We start from the raw sequence: 17,450 nt of genomic DNA, 5'->3' as shown, positions 1-17,450 counted from the left end.
TGTCGCGAGGTGCTTGGATGTCGAACGGCATCGGAATTCTACGCCACAGCTTCCTCCGGCAACTTGCAGACGTCGACCCAGGTGCTGCCCGGTGTGCAGGCGGCCAGCTCGTCGGGAGCGAGGGCGATGGCGCTGTTGGAGCTGCCGCAGGCCGGGTACACCACGTCAAAGCGGCGCAGTGATTCATCGAGGTACACGTCGCAGTCCTCGTTCACCGCGAAGGGGCACACGCCGCCCACCGCGTGGCCGACGCGCTCCTCGGCCTCTTCAGCAGGAAGCATGCGAGGCTTGGTTCCAAACTGGGCCTTGAACTTCGGGTTCGCAATGCGGGCATCTCCCGCGCACACCACGAGCGCCACTCGGTCGCCCACGGCAAACGACAGCGTCTTGGCAATGCGCGCCGGCTCGCAGCCCACGGCCTGAGCCGCCAGCTCCACGGTTGCGCTGGATGTGGGGAATTCCATAACATCCCCCTCGCGCCCGAATTCCGCAAAATACGCCTTCACCTTATCGATCGCCATCTCGCGTACCGCCTTTCGCCACCATCTTCGACGTTGTGGAATAATAGCACGACACACATCTCCGGGAAGCCCTGAGGAGGACTCATGATCTCGTTCGAGAACGACTATTCCACCGGCGCCCATCCGCGCATTCTGGAAGCGCTGGCGGCGACGAACCTGGAGCCGGCGCCGGGCTATGGCAGCGACCGCTTTTGCGAAAGTGTGGCGGCCCGCATCCGCGCGGCTTGCGATGACGAGACCGCCGACGTGTTCTTCCTCACGGGCGGCACCCAGACTAACGCCGTGGTCATTTCGGCTCTGCTGGCCGGGCACGAGGGTGTCATCGCTGCCGATACGGGGCACATCGCCGTTCATGAAGCCGGTGCCATTGAAGCCACTGGGCACAAGGTGCTCACCGTGCCCGAATGCGACGGCAAGCTGCGCGCCGCCGACGTGGAAGCCTACCTGCAAGCCTTCTACGCCGACGCCAGTTTCACCCACATGGTGTTCCCCGGCATGGTGTTCATCGCGCACCCCTCCGAGCTGGGCACGCTGTACTCTCTGGCCGAGCTGGAGGAGCTGTCGGCCCTCTGCCGCCGCTACGACATCCCGCTGTACTTGGACGGTGCGCGCCTCGCCTATGGCCTGGCCGCTCCCGACACCGACGTCTCCCTGGCCGACATCGCGCGCCTCACCGACGCCTTCTACATCGGCGGCACCAAATGCGGGGCGCTCTGCGGCGAGGCGGTCGTGTTCCCGCGCGGCGGCATGCCCCGCCACTTCCTCACCCACGCCAAGCAGCACGGTGCCTTGCTGGCCAAGGGGCGTCTGCTCGGCGTGCAGTTCGACACGCTGTTCACCGACAGGCTGTATGACGAGTTGGGTCGCCACGCCATCGCCATGGCCGACGAGCTGCGCCGCATCCTGCGCGAGGCCGGCTGCACCTTCTTCCGCGAAAGCCCCACCAACCAGCAGTTCGTCGTTCTGGACAACGCCCAAGTCGAGGCACTGGCCGAGCGCGTCCGCTTCAGCACCTGGGAAAAGCTCGGGGACGGCCGCACCGTCATCCGCCTCGTCACCAGCTGGTCCACCACCCCCGACGATCTCGCAGCCCTGAAAGCGGCCCTGCACGAAGTGCTGTAGACGCACAACTGCGGCAGCGGAGCTATCAAGGCGCGACATGCATATCGTTTCAGGCGCCACGGAAAGGCAGGGCTGTAGGGCTGCAAGCTGCAGGGCTGCAGGGCTGCAAGCTGCAGGCAGCGGGCACTTCAGGCGTTGCGAGCATTGCGAGCCCCAGGCCGCGGGCACTTCAGGCGTTGCGAGCATTGCGGACTGCGGTCGCTGCGGACGCACCGTCCCAAGCGCCGTGAGCGAACCGAACCAAAATCATCCCACTCCAGCCGGTCTTGCTATCTAGCGTAGTTTCCATCGAACTCCGGTGGAACATTATTGCGTTTTTGGTGCCTCGGCTTTCAGCAGGTGCACCACGACTCCCGACAAGCGCTCATTCGCCTTGCTTCTGCCTCCCCCGGCTGCACCAATTCTGCAGTTTTTCGCCAAACTTCGCCGGAATAGCCTCTCGCACTATGCGGTTTTGCACCAAAAACGTTATTCCTCGCCAAAATGAGAGGGACTCCCTACCGCTTCAAAGGTGCGTCGAGGCTCAAGCGGCAGGCCAAGCTGCCGACGTAGCTTCAGTTTTCGATCACGAGCATTTCTTACACATGTGCGGTTGCGCTTGCCCAAAACCCGCAGCATCGACTGCGCTATCGTGTCGCAAGCAAACAAACTCTCAAGCTCGTTGTCGGTGACTAGCACCACGTCGATGCCCATGGCTCGCAACGCATTCACGCGGCGCGAGTCTCGAGCACGGTGCAATTCCCCCTCGTGAAAAGCCCTGCTTTGGTACTCCATGGCCAAACGAGCTGATGGCCAGAACAGGTCGCATCGCAGCATTCGTGTTTCGGCGATAGCATAAGCCTCACCCGTGCATTCAACCTCATAGCCCATAAGGGGAATGCCCAGACCGTATCCGCCCAACGCCACTGGCAGCCCGAACAACAACGCACATTTCGCCTCACGCGGCGACTCCGCCCCTTTGGCAATGTACGACAATGCGCGCTGAGCACGCTTTGCTCCATGCATGCCGGGATTCATGCGCAAGAACTGGGCAAGCTGTCGCGTAGTCATCAAAGGGTCGGCATGGTATCGCGTAGGCTCACCCGCTTTTCCTCTGCGATAGGTGCCGCAAAGCTCATAACCCAACTCAAGCAGTTCGATCAACGAAAGCGACGTTGCCATTTGCACAAAGGTGAACGGTACGCTGGTCACCCTTGTCCCTTCACCCAGCGAAAGCAAGCCCGTGCCGCCAAACGGCTTCCCGCTGCGATGAAATTCGACAACATCGGTGCGGTGGTTGTGAGACGTAGAAGCGCTTGTAACATGGAGGGGCCGAGAAAGGGAGAGCGCGGGGCACTGCTCCAAAATGCGATCGCTTGCCAACTGCGCATCCTTTAAGGACGGTGCTTGGTCGGGGAACTTTCGGCTACGCATGGGCTGGGGCTTTTGGGACGGGGGCAATGCCGTCAGTATTTCCAGCGCTGTCTTGTGGCTAAAGCAAACGATCCGCCGGGAAGCGACGGGGGAAGATGGCCGAACCATGACGCACTCCTCTCGGGCCCGTCGTGAGAGGATCTTGCGAATCTGGTATGCAGAGACCCGGACACAGCCTCTGAGCACGGACTGTTGGAAACAGGATTCGCACTGGCTCGTAAGCATTGCAGTGTACCATGAGCACAAACGCCTGTCACGGACTTCCACGGGTCTTTCCTTTGAGTTTTGGCCGCTAATTTCGAAATCGGTGCATAGCAAGCGAGGAGAAGGCCAGCATCTGCCCTCAGAACTCGTTTATCTGCACCGAAAGCGAAAAATTTGCGCTACTTTTCTCGGCAAGGAAATGATTATCCCCGAGCATGTGCACCAAAAACGCCAAAATACGCCATGGAGAGCAAAACCACCTGCGCACATCTGCGCAGCACCCTGTCACGGGCACCTGCGCGCCCGCATCGGAGTACCGCTGTATGCTGCGGGGCACCATACCCAAAGCACAAGACGGGCCCAGACGCACAAGGTCAGGGCCCGTTTAGATCGTTCAGGTCGTCAACCAACGGTGCTGTCAGCCAACCGGGCGTTACCCGAGGTTAATCTGACGATGCAGCACGCGGGTCAGCACCAGGTAGTAGGCGATGCCGATGAGGATGAACACCACGCCCGTCACCAGGGCCACGGTGCCCACGGACATCAGAATCGCAAAGCACACCAGCGCGCCGAGCGCCGGGAACACCAGGTGCATGAACACGGACTTGGCCCCCTTGCGCTGCTTCAGCTGGAACCAGCAGAACACGATGACCGACACGTTCAGCATCACGTAGGTGGACAGCGCGCCAAAGTTCGAGATCTTCACCACGGTGTTCATGTCGATGCCGCTGAAATGGAAGAGCAGCGTCAGCACCACGGACAGGGCGATGATGAAGATGACGGCGTTCAAAGGCGAGTTCGTGCGCTTGTTCATCTTGGCCATGAACTTCGGCAGGCAACCGCCATTGGCCATGGTGAACATGACGAAGGCGATGGAGTTCTGCTGCGCGATAGCGGTGAACACGCCCTGGGCCAGCGCCACGCCCACGGCGCACACGATCATGAGCCAGGGACCGGCGGCCATCTTGGCCACGGCGTAGAACGCGTTGTCAGTGTTGCCGGCAAAGGCCGCGCCCGACGGATCGATGCACGTGGCGATGAAGCACTGCAGCGCGTACAGCACGCACAGCAGAATGGCCATCACCATCATGGCGCGCGACGGCCCGTGCTTGGGGTCCTTCGCCTCTTGGGTCAGCGTGGCGATGGCGCCGAAGCCCACGTAGGACATCACAGCCAGCGACACAGCGGACATGGTGCCGCCGAACTCGAACTTGGCGGGGTTGAACAGGTTGGTCGGCGAGAAATTCGCGCTCTCGGGATGCTGCACGACGAAGACCACGCCGCATACGACGAACAGCGCGAGAATCGCCAGCTGAGCCACCAGTGCCACTTTGTTCACCACCATGGCGGTCTTCATGCCGATAAGCGACACGATGGCCACAATAATGAGGAACCCAAAGCACAGAGCCAGAATCGGCACATCCGGCAGCATGCTGTGAATGGCGATAGCCGCGATGAGGTACACCATGGCCGGGCTCACCAAGTACTGCAACAGCATCAGCCAGCCGGCGATGAAGCCGGGCAGCTTGCCGAACACGTGGCTCACATAGGTGAAGATTGATCCCGAAGACGGGAAATGCTGAATCATGATGCCAAAGGAGAACACCGAGAACAGCACGGCCACGAACCCGATGAGGAACGCGAGCGTGGGCATGCCGCCGGAGTCGGCGAACACGCCGCCGTAAACGGCCATGGGCGAGATGGGCACCATGGTGATGAGGCCCCATACCACCATGTCCTTCACGGTAAGGGTGGCTTTGAAGTCGTCGCCGGACTTCTGCTGGGTGGCCACGGTCGGCTTGGTCACCTTCGCTCCGTTGTTTTCCGGCATGGAGAGGCGGGCGACCGTGGCGTCATCGGGGGCGCCCGTCGCCGCACCGGATGCAGCCGCGGCTACGGCTACGGGTGCCTTCGGCGGCGCGCCCGTTTTTGTCTTTCCGTTTGCACTCATTGAGAACACCTCTTTTTACCCTCGAGGGGGCCGCGCCGCCCGCACATCCTGCGGCGCGGCCCCCTTCCGAAACACTTACTTAGAAGACCCCTTGGCAGCACCGGCGTCGTCGGCGCCTGCCGCACCGGCAGCGCCGTCGGCAGCATCGCCGCCCTTGGTCGCGCCCGCATCGGAGGCGGTGCCGGCAGCCTTCTCCGGCGCAGCAGCCGTCTCGGCACCAGCCCCGCGCGCAGCCTTGCGCGCCTGGTCGGCCGCAGCCTTGGCCTCCTTCACCTCGCGGCGAGCGGACGCCAAGTCGCTGTCGGCTTCCACCTGCTGCTCGAGCGCCTCGGCAGCCACCGCCTCGGCATGGGCTTTGGCCTGCGAGGACTTCTCGGCCGCCAAGGCTGCCACCTCAGCCGCAGCCGCTCGCTTGGCGTCGGCCGCCGGGTCGCGCGGCACCGGTTCGGCAGCCACTTCGTCAGCAGGCGCCGCCGGCACTTTCGCATCAAGCCGCACGGGCTCGGTGCCTTCCACCGGGGCCGTCTTCTTCAGGCCCACCGTGGCCGACGTGCCAATACCGGCTTTCTCCGAAATCATCGCCGGCTGGCTTAAGGGAATGGCACCCAAAGCGCCAATGGACGTGCCGCTGGTCTTCACCGGATGGTTCATGGCCGCCGGATCGTCGCCGGCCTCAATAGCCGGAGAGGACGGATGGTGCTTGCCCGGCACGTACTCGTCGGGAAGCACGATCTGCTCGTTGGGGTTCCACAGCTTCTTGATGGGCATGCCCATGGGGTTCTGGCCCTCGCTCATCAACTCGGACGGCACGTTGGACAGAACCTTCTGGGGCTTCTTCAAACCCTCGATCTGCCAAGTGAACGGCGCGAACACGTTGTTCGGATCAGCCCAATGATGGCGCTTGGACGCCTGGTACACGCCGAAGCAGATGGCGAAGGTGACAACGATGATGGCCACGATAACCACCACGTAGGTCACCGGGCTGCCCACTTCCTCGGCCACCTGGGCCGGCGGGATGATGGCCAGCACGATGCCGAACAAGCAGGCCAGAAGACCGAGGCCGGCCACAAGCCACGCGCCCACGTTACCGCCGGGCACCTTGAACAGGCGCGGACGGTTCGGCTGGTCGTGGCGCAGCTTCAGGAACGAGACGAACATGAGCACGTAGTACATCATGTAGAGGATGGTGATGGCTTGGGTGATGAGCACGACGAAGCCCTCGATGTTCGGAATGAGGAAGCACAGGAAGGCAATGAGGGTCATGAACGTCATCTGCAGGTACATAAGGCGGCTCGGCATGCCGTGCTTGTTGGAGTTCTGCAGCACCTTCGGCAAAAAGCCGGAGCGTCCGGCCTGGCCGAGCATGAACGAGGGACCGGCCATGTTGGTGACGAGCGACGCCATGGAAGCGCCGAGGCCGACCCACACGAAGGCCACGTAAATCCACGGGCAGTTGAAGGTGGCGCCGAGGATCTTATAGGTCTGGTACAGGCCGTAGACCAGGTTCATGTCGGATTTCGGCGTGACGATGGCGATGCACACCGTACCGGCGATGAAGATGATCAGCGTCAGGATCATGGCGATGAAGATGGACAGCGGGAATTCCTTCTGCGGCTTCTTCAGCTGCTTGATGTGGGCAGCGTTCATATCGATGCCCGCGAAGCTGAAGAACACGCCGGCGGCCAGGGCCAGGTTGGTGAGGCTGAAGCCGTCAGCGAAGGGATTGAACGCCTCGGGCGTAGGGGTCACGTTGGACACGTTGCCCTGGGCGAGCCACACCACCGTGAAGATGACGATGAACGCCAGCGGAATGAACGTGCCGATGATGACGCCGTACTTAGTCAGGCGGGCGAAGGCCTTCACGCCCTTGGTGGACAGGAAGGTCAGGCCCCAGTAGTAGGCCAGCCACGCCAGAATGATGAAGAACTGGTTCTCCGGATGGTTCATGAACTGCACAGCCCAGTCCCAATCAGGCGTATAGAAGCCGATGGTGGCCGATGCCGATGCAACGCCCATACCGAAGTTGATGGAGGTCTGGAACCACAGAATGAGCAGACACGTAAATGCCAGCCCAGGGCCCATAGCCTCGCCGACCCAGCGGAAGATGCCGCCGCGCTGGCCCCAGCCGGAAGCCAGCTCGGCCGCCACCAAACCGGTGGGCAGGAAGAACACCAGAGCGCCGATGATGAAGAGCGTGACGGAGGACAGCCCGTAATAAGCCTGCTGGACGTCGTTGGCGACGCTGCCGATGATGGTCACGTTCATCATGACCAGAGCCATCAGGCTGATATAGGTTCCACTGCTGGCCTTCGCTGCGCCCTTCGCCGGCGCTTTGGCCGCATGAGTTGTAGTTTGGGAGCTCATAGTTACCCCTCACGAAAGGGCCCGGCGGGGCGGGCTCCCCTTCCCGGGACGTCATTCCCGGAAAAGGCACCCCGCCGGACAGCGGATAGTTGCCGCGCGCGACTCGCAAAAGCCGCCCGCAGGGGCCGGCCTTGGGGCATCCCGTGCGGAACCCCCGAGGCCGGCGCCCGATTGCCGCTTAGGCGGAAACCGGATTGAAGGTGTTCCAGAACGGCCACACGATGGGGTCGGAGTCCAGCGCCTTCTGCATCTCGGGGCTCAGGCGATCCTTGCGGATGGCCACCTCGTAGACGAAGTTGTCGAACCACTCGTCGCTGCAGACGAAATACCCGTTGTTGCCGGTCTTCATGCCGTGGTTCTCGGTGCCCCAGGAGTTCTCGATCTTCCACTTCGTGGGCTTGCCGTCCTTGATATCGACGCCGGCGATGGTCATGGCGTGGGTCGGCAGGCTCTCGTGGGTGGCGAAGCGCTGGGCCTTGTCCATGGTGAACTTCACGCCGAACATGGCCTCAAGGTCGTACAGATCGAAGTCCATGACACCGGCGTTGCGGTCACAGTGCTGCAGCACGTCGGAGCCGAACCAAACGGGCTCGCCGTCCTTCAGGGAGTCGATGACGTAGCCCTTCAGCTCCTCCATCGGCACGTTCAAATACAGGTTGCGACGCTCGGGAATCTGGTCGGAATCCTGGATGGCGTACATGCGGCCGTAGGGCTTGTCGTCGCCGGGCACGTTGATGACGCCGATGTAGTCGTCCAAGTCGATGGGCACATACTTCTTCAGGAACTCCAACGGGGTGATGCCGAGGTCGGCATGGTAGTGGCCCTTGGCATCGTTGTAGGTGAAGTCGAACTTCTGCACCGGCTCACCGAAGCACACGGCCAGCACGCGGTACACCTCGGAAAGCATTTCCTCCTGGGTGGCCTTGGTATCCTTGTCCTCCTGGGCCATAGTGCGCAGCTTCAGGGCATCCTGGCGCAGCAGGTGCGAAAGCACCGTGTTCAGCTCGGCGGTGTTGTTGGTGCAGTGGGTCTCGGCCTGGGCCTCATGCGGCACCACGCCGTACTTCTTCACCAGGGCGCACACCATATCCCAGTCGCCGCCGTCGGCCATGGGCGTCGTGAACAGCCAGTCGACCTCGCGGTCGTCCAGCGGCTTGTCGGCCGTGGCCACCACGTGCTCGAGGAACCAGGCGGCGCGCTCCAGCTTGTTGAAGAACGCCAGGTAGGCCTGGGACAACTCGAAGGTGCCCTTCGGCAAATCAAGTTCCTTCTCAATGTGGAAGCGCAGCACGTTTAAGCAGGCGAACATCCAGCAGCGGCCCGACATCTTCTGGTTGGCCACGGCCTGGTCGTCAACGTCGATGGAAAACGCGAAGTTCTTGGGGCTCATGCGCTTGAGCACCTCCACGCTTTCCGCCGACTCCAGAATGCCGTTCTTGGTCACCGCGCGCTGGGCCACGTGCTGGGTTTCGGCCTTCTTGTAGGATTCGGCCATCTTCGCGATTTGCTCCTTTGAGATTTCCATAATCTATGCTCCTTATCCTCGATTGGTTAGCGTTGATTTCTATGGAAGGAACGCGGCACCGTGGAAAAGCGCCGGTTCGAATTCCCTTTAGTCGAAGAGCGTCCAAGGCTGAGTCGGACGATCTTCCAGGTAGCCGTCCATCCACTTCCACAGCGGGTGCTGGTCCATGAAGTCGCGGGCGTTGAACTCCACGCCGTCGGCGCGGCCGTAGCGGCCCCACATCTTCAGGTGCTTCACGTCGTCGGGGCCGGCGGCCTTGGCGTCGCAGGAGCCAGCCGGATAGAACGGGATGTTCCACACGGCGTCCGGGTCGTCGGCGTAGTACTGAGGATCCACATCGTAGTGGGCGCAGATGTCGCGGCTCGACGGGCAGTTGTAGCCGAGGTACACGTCGTAGGTGTCGGCGAGCATCTTCTTCACGACTTCCAGGTCGATCTTGCCGTAGTACTGATCGATGAGCTCCATCCAGCGCTGGCGACGGGCGCCGGTCTGCTGGCGCGGATCGTTGAAGCCGTTGTCCTTGCATTCCAGGTTGCGGATGCGCGGGTCGAACACGGCGTTGCAGCCGAAGTACGCGCCGTCGAAGGTGCGCTCGAGGCTCGTGAATTCCAGGCCCTGCTCGAAGCGGGCGATCTCGCCGGTGTTGTGGTCGGCGATGAGCCAGGCGTTGGCGTAGCCGCCGTTGTTGCCTTTGTTCAGGCGCTCGACGAACTCGTCGATGGTGGCCGCGTACTGCACGGCATCGCGGATGCGCACCCACTCGGGCATGCCCGCGTCGTCGTAGCGGTCGAAGCCGGCCAGAGTGGTCTCAGTGATGTTCAGGCCCGCGGCGGTCACGTAGAAGTCGGTCATGGACGACAGCATGCACGGCGCCGAGGCCTGCATGATGAAGGCATAGCCGTCGTCGGGTTCCACGCGCTTGCAGATATTGAAGTACTGGCCGCTCCAGAACTCGTCGAAGCTCTCATGGCCCAGGTAGGGCTTGCCGTCCACCGTGGCCGAGCCGGTGGCCACGATGGCAGAGCAATGCTCCTTGCGGTGGGTCTTCATGAGCGGACGGCTCATGATCTTGCCGGCGTTCTGGGGCCACCAGTAGCCGGTGATCTCCATCCAATCGTTCCACGCGATCATGTCGTCGGTGGTGGTGGGGATGCCGGCAGCCGTCAGGCCCTCGGCCATGCCGCGCAGCTCTTCGAGCCAGCGGGTGGGAATCTTGTCGCGGTGCAACTTCAGCGCCTGCTCGGCGAACCACTCGTAGGTCATACCGAAGGTTTCCAGGGTCATGAACTTGTACACGCGCAGGGCGTCTTGGTACTCGTCGGCCAGAAGGTAGCCCTCCTGGAAACCGCACTCGTAGGGGGTGCCCTTCACCTTGATATGCTGCCAGCCGTTGATCTTCTGCAGCTGGGCATGATCGATGATCGATTGCTGCTCTTGAGTGACCATTGTCGTCTTCCTTTCCAGGGTGCGCCGGGGCGGGCGGGCTTGCGGACAGCTCCCTTGAGCCGTCCTGCGGGCGAGCTTCAACGCACGAACTCGCGGATTCGTTTCATATCCTGCGCTCTTCCCCGGCGTTTTGGCGACGGGGGCGGTTTTCGTTGCTGCGCCGTTATAGATTAGTTTTCCGCTGATTTTCTAAGTTCTAGCTGGGTGTTTTCCCGAGCCTCATCGCGTCCTTTCGCGAGCGCAACACAGGATCGTCGATTCACCGAATGGTTTCAGATCGGATGCCCGCCTGCGCGGAAACGCTGCCTGTGGGAGGATACGCATGTTGCAACCATTCGACGACTGGGAGGTTCCCATGGACAAGTACATTTGCGACGTATGCGGCTACATCTACGACCCCGAGGTGGGCGACCCGGACGGCGGCATCGCGCCGGGCACGGCCTTCGAGGATATTCCCGACGACTGGGTATGCCCCGTCTGCGGCGTCGGCAAGGACGACTTCTCACTGTACGAGGGTTAGCCTACGGCAAAACCTATAGCCCACTCGAACTGCAAGGGCGTCCCTTTGGGTCGCCCTTTCCCTTTCTTCTTGCCCTTTTTTCTGCGCCCGCTAAACTGAAGGTGGCTGGCAGCTCATAAGGAACGCGATCTCGAGGGGAGAGCCATGTCCCACGCAACGCCGCACCGTCTGCTGTACTTCTTCGTCGCCTTCGTGCTGCTCATGTTCTTCGGGCCCATCTATGCCTGGTCGCTGTTCGTCGACCCACTGGAGGCGGAATTTGGCTGGGATCGCTCGGCCACCTCGGTGGTATTCACGCTCTCTATCATCACCTTCTGCGCCGGCATGCTCGTAGCGGGCGCGCTGGAAGAGCGCACATCCCCGCGCACGGTCATGCTCATCACCGCCGCCTGCCTGGGGCTGGGGCTTATCGCCTCGGCCTTCACCGAATCGCTGCCTTTCATTTACACCACCTACGGCGTGCTGGTGGGAGCCGGCGTGGGCCTTGGCACCGATGTGGTTATGTCCGTCACGCTGAAATGGTTCCCTGACAAGCAGGGCCTGGCCTCCGGCGCCATGCTCATGGGCTTCGGCGGCGGCACCATGCTGTTGTCCCCCGTCGTCACTACGATGTTGGGCACGCTCGGATGGCGTCTGACCTTCGGAGCGCTGGGAGTCATTTTCGTCGTGCTGGTGGGGGCCGGCGCCTTCATCATGAAGCTGCCGACGCCGGAATATGTTCGCCCTCTTCTGGAAAAGGCGCGGCAGAACGCCACCGTGGCGGCCGTCGACATGACGGGAGGCCAAATGGTGCGTACGCCCACGTTCTGGGTGTTCATGGTGTATCTGATGCTCGTCACCTGCGGCGGTCTGGCGCTCATCAGCCAAGCAGTGCCGGCGGCCATGGAATTGCTCATGGGCGCTGGAGCAGCAGCGAGCGGGGCAGCGAGCGCGGGGGCGGGAGCGAGCGGGGCAGCGGCGGCTGGCGCGGGCGTCAGCGCCGCGCTGCCCGAGACCGAGGCGCTTATGCTGGCTACCGCAGCCATGGGCAGCGTATCGGCCATGAACGGACTGGGGCGCCTCATCAACGGATTCATCTGGGATAAGTTCGGCTATCGCGTATGCCTCACTTGGATCGCCGTGGCCTTCGCCGCAGGCATGCTCTGCTGCGCCTTCGCCATGATGGGCGGCAATTTCCTGCTACTCGTAGCCGGCTTCATGCTGCTCGGCCTTATGTACGGTGGGAATATGTGCTCGATGTCGGCCATGGTGGGCACGTTTTTCGGGCCGAAGTACTACGGCATCAACTACGCCATCGCCACTTGCCAGATGATCCCGGCCGCCATCGTAGGTCCGCAGATTCTCGCCCTCTCGCAAATGGGATCGGGCAGCTACCTCGGCGCCTTCTGGGTCTTCTTCGCCGTGGCCATCGCGGCCCTTATCGTTTCGCTGTTCATCAAGCCTCCGAAGAACAATAGGGCCGCCTAGAGGCCCGGGAGGGGAACCGGAGCGGCCCGCGCCTCTCGCGATTGGGCCTCCCCACCCGCGCACGACCCCGTCATCTCCTTCGTTGCATCCCCGAGAACTCCGCACGGCTTCCAAAATTGAGTCGCCGCTCGTGCACGCCTCGCGTCGCCCTCGCCAATTGGCCAAAAATCGCGCGCGGACTGCTATTTTCGAGGGATCCTCCTCGGGGTCCGCTGTCCCGGGCTCGTACACCCCTTTGCAGCGGCATTCTGAACTGGGGAAACTCAGCTCGAGGATGACGCCGATCCCGAGATTGCGACCCCACGGCACAGCTGGCGCGGGGTTTTTGGCCAGAAAGCGCCAAACGTGCCTCCCCGCATACAGCTCGCGCGCTTTTTTGGCCAGCGATGACCCGTCCGTACAGCTCGCGCGCGGTTTTGGCCAGCGGCGATACGACGCGCGATGGGTTCCCAATCCGCGAATGTTCCATCCCAGCGCTTGCGGCTTTTCATTTTCGCATGGCCCCATTACCTCAAACGCGACGCAACTGCGGTCTGCGCGAGGAATGAACCGAGAATTTCCTGCGCCATAGTTGCGGTCGTGGGCACCGTTCTAGAGGACATGGCCGAGAGCGGCGAAGAAGCGCCCACCCCTCTGGCCAGTCGCACCTATTCGGGTAAGTTCGCGTTGCGCATCCCGCCCGAGAAGCATCGCGAGCTCGCCATCGAAGCTGCCGAGCAGCATGTCTCGCTCAACCAACTCGTGGTGTCGCGACTTTGAGTTGCGCGTCTGGCGACACGCGCTTGGGAGATCACGAGTCCATGCCGTTCGCAGGACCATGAAAGCGGCAGGCTCACGAGCACGCGGATTCGCAGAGCTCGCTAGCTCGCGAGCTCTGCCTTCTATCGATCCTTATTCGAGCACAGCAGCAAGATGCCGGCCACCAGCGAGCAGAAGATGAGAGTGCACACGCCGAAGGCGACGGTGTTGGCCTTGGTGCCCTTGTAGATGCCCCAGGAGATGACCGACATGGGGATCATCCACGCCAGCGGAATGATGAGCCAACACGAGCCCACCAGCGACAGGATGCAGAAGATGAACGCCACCAGACGCAGGTTGCGATCGGTGTCGGTCATGGGATAGAGGGTCGTAGGCGCCGCCGGGGCCACCGGTTGGGCGTACACCTGCTGATAGGCCGGCTGCGGCTGCTCGTAGGTGGCCTGGTAGGGCTGCTGGTAGGGTTGCTGTTGCGCCTGAGCCTGATAGGGGTCGTAGGCCTGGCCGGCACCATAGGGCCGCTGCGCCTGAGCCTGGTAGGGGTCGCAGGCCTCCTGCGCGGTTTGGTCGACGTCGTAAGATTGCGCGGCCTGCCCCTGGCACTGAGCGTTGTCGAACGCCTGGGCCGGATCGGGCGCGGCGGGCGGCTCGGGCATGTTGCTGAAGGGGTTCTGCTGGTCAGTCATGAAAGATACCTCCTGTATCGAAAAGTCATGCTGCCAGTATAGCCCCTTCTCCACCGCCGCGCCTTACGAATCGGCTTTCATTGTCGTAAGAGAGCGAGAGCCCGCGGGGTGGCGGGCTCTCGTGGGGAGGGTTCGGGGAAGCGGAGCGGCGGTGGCGGTCGGTGGCAGAGCCGCTCGCGTGCTACAGGGCCGCTACGTGCTTGCCGGCGAGGTAGCCGCCAGTGATGGCGCGGCCGATGGAGAGTCCCAGCACGTCCATGGGGTAGTCGACGCCGCCGTAGAAGCAGCCGGACACGTTGCCCACAGCGAACAGGCCGTCGATGGGCGTGTGCTCGTCGGCCTTCAGCACCTGATTGTCGGCGTTGATGAGCAGGCCACCGATGATGGCCGAAAGTCCCATGCCGAACTCGTGGGGCACCACGATGAACGGCGGGGTGTCGATGGCGCGCATGAACGTGGGGTTCTTGCCGAAGTCGTCATCGGAGCCCTTGGCGCACAGCTCGTTGTAGCAGTCCACGGTCGCCTGAACCGCGGCGGCATCCAACTCGTAGGCGCCCGATTCCGTGTCGGCGGCCATGGCGGCGCAGGCCTCCTCGATGGTGTTGCCCTCGTAGAACCACTTGCAGTTCGAGGCGTCGATCTCCGGGTCGATGGCCTTCCACTCCGCGATCTGGTCCTGCCACTTCGCGTCCACAATGGTGTACAGGTTTCCCGCCTTGGCGTCGCCGCCGGCCTCGTGGATGTACTCGCGCACGTAATTGTTCAGGTAGCCCTGCATGGGACCCTCGCACATGAAGCGCTCGCCCTTGGCGTTCACCGGCAGATGCGGCGTGTCCACACGGCCCACACGGGCGTCGTGGATCATCTTCGTATGGGTCGTCAGCTCAATCTCGCCACCGGCCCACACGCCCATCTTGTGGCCGTCGCCGGTGCGGTTCATCTGGCAGGGCGGAAGCGAGAAGGGGATAACGCCATGGCCCATGATGGCACGGACAAACACTCACTCACCGATCTTCTCGATATGCCGCTCGCCTTTCTCGGCTTCGCCCTGTGGCGCGCCTGGGTGTCGCTCGCCTATGCAAACCCGGCCGCGCCCATGCCCGTCAGCGGCACCGCCGGCCAGTTCGCCTACGATGTGGTGCTCGCCGGCAGCGCTATCGTCATCGCCCTGCTCTCCAGCCGCATCGCGCCTTTGGCCGGACGACGCTGGGTCTATGGGGTCATCGCTCTCCTGCTTGGATTCTCCGTAGCGGCGAACGTGGCGGCTCTGGGATTGCCCGCAACCACCGACGCCCTCATCGTGCCGGCGACCCTGGCCGGCGGCATCGGCTCGGCGCTTCTCATTCTGCTGTGGTGCGAGATTTACAGCTGCCTCAGCCCCACGCGCGTAGCGCTGTACTATGCCCTCGCCATCATCGGTGGTGTGGCACTCACCTTCGTGCTTCAGGGCATTCGAGACGAATACCTCTACGGGGCACTTCTCGCCCTGCCGATGCTGTCGGCAGCGCTGGCCCATCGCTCCTACCGGCTCTACGTCCCGGCAGAAGATCGGCCCGTCGCCGCCAACCGCCGGCTCATTCCCTGGAAGTTCTTCCTTATCCTCGCCCTCTTCGAGCTGGTGGCCAGCTACAGCTCGGCTCATATTCGCAGCGCCTATCCCCTGCTGGTCGGCTCCCACTCCACCGTGACCACCCTGGTCGGCGGTCTTGTGCTGTTCGCGTGGGTGTGGTGGTTCTCTAACCGACTGCCCTTGTCCGCCTTGTACCGGGCGCCGGTCATCCTCCTTTGCTGCGGGCTCCTCATCGTGCCGCTATTCGGCCTTGGCGGCAATTTGGCCGGCAGTTTCTGCACGGCCCTGGGCGTGATGCTCTTCAACGCCATCGTGTTTCTGTTCCTCTGCGACATCTCCAAGCGCTTCGGCGTAAGTGCGCTTCTGCTGTTCGGCATCGAGGAATCGTTGCTGCTCGTGGGTTGGGTCGGTCGCGAGGGAGCGCTCCTCTTCGATGGGTCCGGCCTTTTCGGAGGCACGGGACCGGCCATCGGTGCCATAGTCGCCATTGCAGCCATTGTGACGGTTGCGGCCCTGGTGCTCAACGAACGCGAGATCGGCGAGCGCTGGGGTATCGCGTTTATGGGCAAGCGGCCGCCTGAGGAGAACGAGCGCACGCGTCTGGCCCGTCGCTGCGCCGCCGTGGCCGAGGAGCGCCGCCTCACCCCGCGCGAGCGGGAGGTGATGGAGCTGCTCGCCCAGGGCAAGTCGCTTTCCGGCGTGGCCCACGAGCTCATCATCGCCGAGGGCACTGCGAAGGCCCACACGCGGCACATCTACGAGAAGCTCGGCATCAACACCCGCCAGGAACTGCTCGACTTGCTGATGACGGAGCAGTAGCAAGGGAGCCTTTAAAGACGCCCCCAGCCACGATCTCCCGACAGCGAGACAAATCGCTCGGCATATTCGAAAAATCTGGTCAGTGCAGGACTCAAGCGATCTGTGCGAAAAAAGAAGCACAGCGGGAAAGAGATGTCCCCTCCCTCAAGGGGGATCGCCCGCAGGTAATCCCTATGAGGAAACTGCAGCGACGCAGGCGTAAGGGCATATCCTTTGCATTCGCTCAGCTTAAGCCCAAGCGTCTCAATCTGCTCAGTACGTCGTATGTCGCAGGGAGCACAACCGCGCTGCGTAAAAAACCTCAATACCTCTTCATTCATGCGGCTGAATCCTTCGGCCCGATCATCGAGAACCACCAAAGGCTCACCAGCAAGCTGCCCCAACGTTAGCGTCTCGCATCCCGCCAACGCATTGTCTTCATGAATCGTTGCCACGATTCTCTCGCGAAGAAACAACCTCATGTTCATCGGGGGCTTCAGTTCCGCGGGAAGCCCGACACCAAAGGCAAGATCACACCGGCCCTCCTCCACCGCGCTTAAACCCACAACAGGAGGATTCGATTCCAACTTGACACGAAGAGCAGGCTGCTCGAGAGAGAGAAACGCCAACAACGGCTCAAGATAACACGGTATCCAAAAATCCGGACAGCTCAGCCGTATGACTGACGCATCCCCCGCAAGCCGACCAAGCTCATCAAGCACATGAGTGTAATGAGCCTGCATGGCAGAGAAGTCGGCGATAACCGCCCGTCCCGCATCGGTTAGCTCCACTTTACGAGTCGTCCTATCAAATAGCCGAACCCCCAACGTCCGTTCCACAGCATCGATGTGACGGCTCACAACCGAATGAGACACGTGCAGCCTTCGCGCCGTCTCCGTGTAGCTGAGCGTTTCCGCCAGCACGAGCAACTCAGGCACATATTCCATGTTGAGCACCACAACCCCCTGATCCCCTTTGTTGTTGTAGCGAATTGTACGGTTTGTGCACAAATCACGCAACAACTTGCAAAAGACCCTCGGGCGAACCGATCTCATAATGAACGGCAGCAGGGGCGAGGGCGTCTCGCCGACAAGATTCGAACATAGG

General features: G+C 62.3%; 14 protein-coding genes. 5 read left to right on the top strand and 9 right to left on the bottom strand.

Annotated features, from left to right (window positions below; genetic code table 11):
• Nucleotides 1–38: 38 nt before the first annotated feature.
• Nucleotides 39–521, bottom strand: a complete 483-nt coding sequence (locus ACW4LP_RS05765; protein ID WP_114538993.1) for a YbaK/EbsC family protein — start codon at nt 519–521, stop codon at nt 39–41.
• Nucleotides 522–605: 84 nt separating this feature from the next.
• Between ACW4LP_RS05765 and ACW4LP_RS05760 the strand changes: the two genes are divergently transcribed.
• Complete coding sequence (locus ACW4LP_RS05760) at nt 606–1,643, top strand: threonine aldolase family protein (protein ID WP_114538992.1); 1,038 nt, start codon at nt 606–608, stop codon at nt 1,641–1,643.
• A 468-nt stretch (nt 1,644–2,111) separates the two neighbouring features.
• On the opposite strand, the gene ACW4LP_RS05755 is transcribed toward ACW4LP_RS05760, so the two are convergent.
• The 5 genes from ACW4LP_RS05755 to ACW4LP_RS05735 form a co-directional block, all read right to left on the bottom strand.
• Nucleotides 2,112–3,005 (bottom strand): hypothetical protein, encoded by an 894-nt coding sequence (locus ACW4LP_RS05755; protein ID WP_241521399.1) that lies wholly within the window; start codon nt 3,003–3,005, stop codon nt 2,112–2,114.
• A 688-nt stretch (nt 3,006–3,693) separates the two neighbouring features.
• On the bottom strand, nt 3,694–5,211 hold the full coding sequence (locus ACW4LP_RS05750; protein ID WP_455803557.1) for an APC family permease: 1,518 nt from the start codon (nt 5,209–5,211) through the stop codon (nt 3,694–3,696).
• Nucleotides 5,212–5,286: 75 nt separating this feature from the next.
• The gene (locus ACW4LP_RS05745; RefSeq protein WP_114549424.1) at nt 5,287–7,575 is read right to left on the bottom strand and encodes an APC family permease; all 2,289 of its coding nucleotides are present in this window, start codon (nt 7,573–7,575) and stop codon (nt 5,287–5,289) included.
• A gap of 178 nt (nt 7,576–7,753) precedes the next feature.
• Nucleotides 7,754–9,100: a C1 family peptidase gene (locus tag ACW4LP_RS05740; RefSeq protein ID WP_302012483.1), complete on the bottom strand. Its 1,347-nt coding sequence runs from the start codon at nt 9,098–9,100 to the stop codon at nt 7,754–7,756.
• A gap of 87 nt (nt 9,101–9,187) precedes the next feature.
• Nucleotides 9,188–10,546 carry a C45 family autoproteolytic acyltransferase/hydolase gene (locus ACW4LP_RS05735; RefSeq protein ID WP_412668098.1) on the bottom strand — a complete coding sequence of 453 codons (1,359 nt, stop codon included), beginning with the start codon at nt 10,544–10,546 and terminating at the stop codon, nt 9,188–9,190.
• A 322-nt stretch (nt 10,547–10,868) separates the two neighbouring features.
• Between ACW4LP_RS05735 and rd the strand changes: the two genes are divergently transcribed.
• The 3 genes from rd (at nt 10,869) to ACW4LP_RS05720 (ending at nt 13,292) form a co-directional block, all read left to right on the top strand.
• Entirely contained in the window at nt 10,869–11,066 is a 198-nt protein-coding gene (gene rd, locus ACW4LP_RS05730) for a rubredoxin (protein ID WP_442538808.1), read from the top strand.
• A 144-nt stretch (nt 11,067–11,210) separates the two neighbouring features.
• A complete protein-coding gene (locus tag ACW4LP_RS05725; protein WP_455803556.1) occupies nt 11,211–12,533 on the top strand; it encodes an MFS transporter in 1,323 nt (440 codons plus the stop codon).
• Nucleotides 12,534–13,133: 600 nt separating this feature from the next.
• Nucleotides 13,134–13,292, top strand: a complete 159-nt coding sequence (locus ACW4LP_RS05720) for a toxin-antitoxin system HicB family antitoxin (RefSeq protein WP_227069422.1) — start codon at nt 13,134–13,136, stop codon at nt 13,290–13,292.
• A 122-nt stretch (nt 13,293–13,414) separates the two neighbouring features.
• On the opposite strand, the gene ACW4LP_RS05715 is transcribed toward ACW4LP_RS05720, so the two are convergent.
• Both ACW4LP_RS05715 and ACW4LP_RS05710 read right to left on the bottom strand, forming a co-directional pair.
• Nucleotides 13,415–13,975, bottom strand: coding sequence for a hypothetical protein (locus ACW4LP_RS05715; RefSeq protein WP_181815597.1), 561 nt, complete (start codon nt 13,973–13,975; stop codon nt 13,415–13,417).
• Between the two features lie 181 nt (nt 13,976–14,156).
• The gene (locus tag ACW4LP_RS05710) at nt 14,157–14,975 is read right to left on the bottom strand and encodes an FAD-binding protein (RefSeq protein ID WP_114549419.1); all 819 of its coding nucleotides are present in this window, start codon (nt 14,973–14,975) and stop codon (nt 14,157–14,159) included.
• On the opposite strand from ACW4LP_RS05710, the gene ACW4LP_RS05705 reads away from it, so the two are divergent.
• Nucleotides 14,949–16,364 (top strand): LuxR C-terminal-related transcriptional regulator, encoded by a 1,416-nt coding sequence (locus tag ACW4LP_RS05705; protein ID WP_173114876.1) that lies wholly within the window; start codon nt 14,949–14,951, stop codon nt 16,362–16,364. The two genes, ACW4LP_RS05710 and ACW4LP_RS05705, sit on opposite strands and share 27 nt — an antisense overlap.
• An 11-nt stretch (nt 16,365–16,375) precedes the next feature.
• Here ACW4LP_RS05705 and ACW4LP_RS05700 read toward each other — a convergent pair whose 3' ends face one another.
• Nucleotides 16,376–17,302: a LysR family transcriptional regulator gene (locus ACW4LP_RS05700; protein ID WP_452039438.1), complete on the bottom strand. Its 927-nt coding sequence runs from the start codon at nt 17,300–17,302 to the stop codon at nt 16,376–16,378.
• Nucleotides 17,303–17,450 lie beyond the last annotated feature (148 nt).

The sequence above is a fragment of the Adlercreutzia sp. CNCM I-6215 genome, from assembly GCF_977072315.1.
The sequence above is the reverse complement of the archived record's forward strand: the minus strand, read 5'-3'. Positions and strand labels throughout refer to the sequence as shown.

Excerpts from the sequence above, each read along its gene's own strand:
- ACW4LP_RS05765 (WP_114538993.1), bottom strand. The coding sequence starts at position 521 with ATGGCGATCGATAAGGTGAAGGCGTATTTTGCGGAATTCGGGCGCGAG.
- ACW4LP_RS05760 (WP_114538992.1), top strand. The coding sequence starts at position 606 with ATGATCTCGTTCGAGAACGACTATTCCACCGGCGCCCATCCGCGCATT.
- ACW4LP_RS05750 (WP_455803557.1), bottom strand. The coding sequence starts at position 5,211 with ATGAGTGCAAACGGAAAGACAAAAACGGGCGCGCCGCCGAAGGCACCC.
- ACW4LP_RS05745 (WP_114549424.1), bottom strand. The coding sequence starts at position 7,575 with ATGAGCTCCCAAACTACAACTCATGCGGCCAAAGCGCCGGCGAAGGGC.
- ACW4LP_RS05740 (WP_302012483.1), bottom strand. The coding sequence starts at position 9,100 with ATGGAAATCTCAAAGGAGCAAATCGCGAAGATGGCCGAATCCTACAAG.
- ACW4LP_RS05735 (WP_412668098.1), bottom strand. The coding sequence starts at position 10,546 with ATGGTCACTCAAGAGCAGCAATCGATCATCGATCATGCCCAGCTGCAG.
- rd (WP_442538808.1), top strand. The coding sequence starts at position 10,869 with ATGTTGCAACCATTCGACGACTGGGAGGTTCCCATGGACAAGTACATT.
- ACW4LP_RS05725 (WP_455803556.1), top strand. The coding sequence starts at position 11,211 with ATGTCCCACGCAACGCCGCACCGTCTGCTGTACTTCTTCGTCGCCTTC.
- ACW4LP_RS05720 (WP_227069422.1), top strand. The coding sequence starts at position 13,134 with ATGGCCGAGAGCGGCGAAGAAGCGCCCACCCCTCTGGCCAGTCGCACC.
- ACW4LP_RS05715 (WP_181815597.1), bottom strand. The coding sequence starts at position 13,975 with ATGACTGACCAGCAGAACCCCTTCAGCAACATGCCCGAGCCGCCCGCC.
- ACW4LP_RS05705 (WP_173114876.1), top strand. The coding sequence starts at position 14,949 with ATGGCCCATGATGGCACGGACAAACACTCACTCACCGATCTTCTCGAT.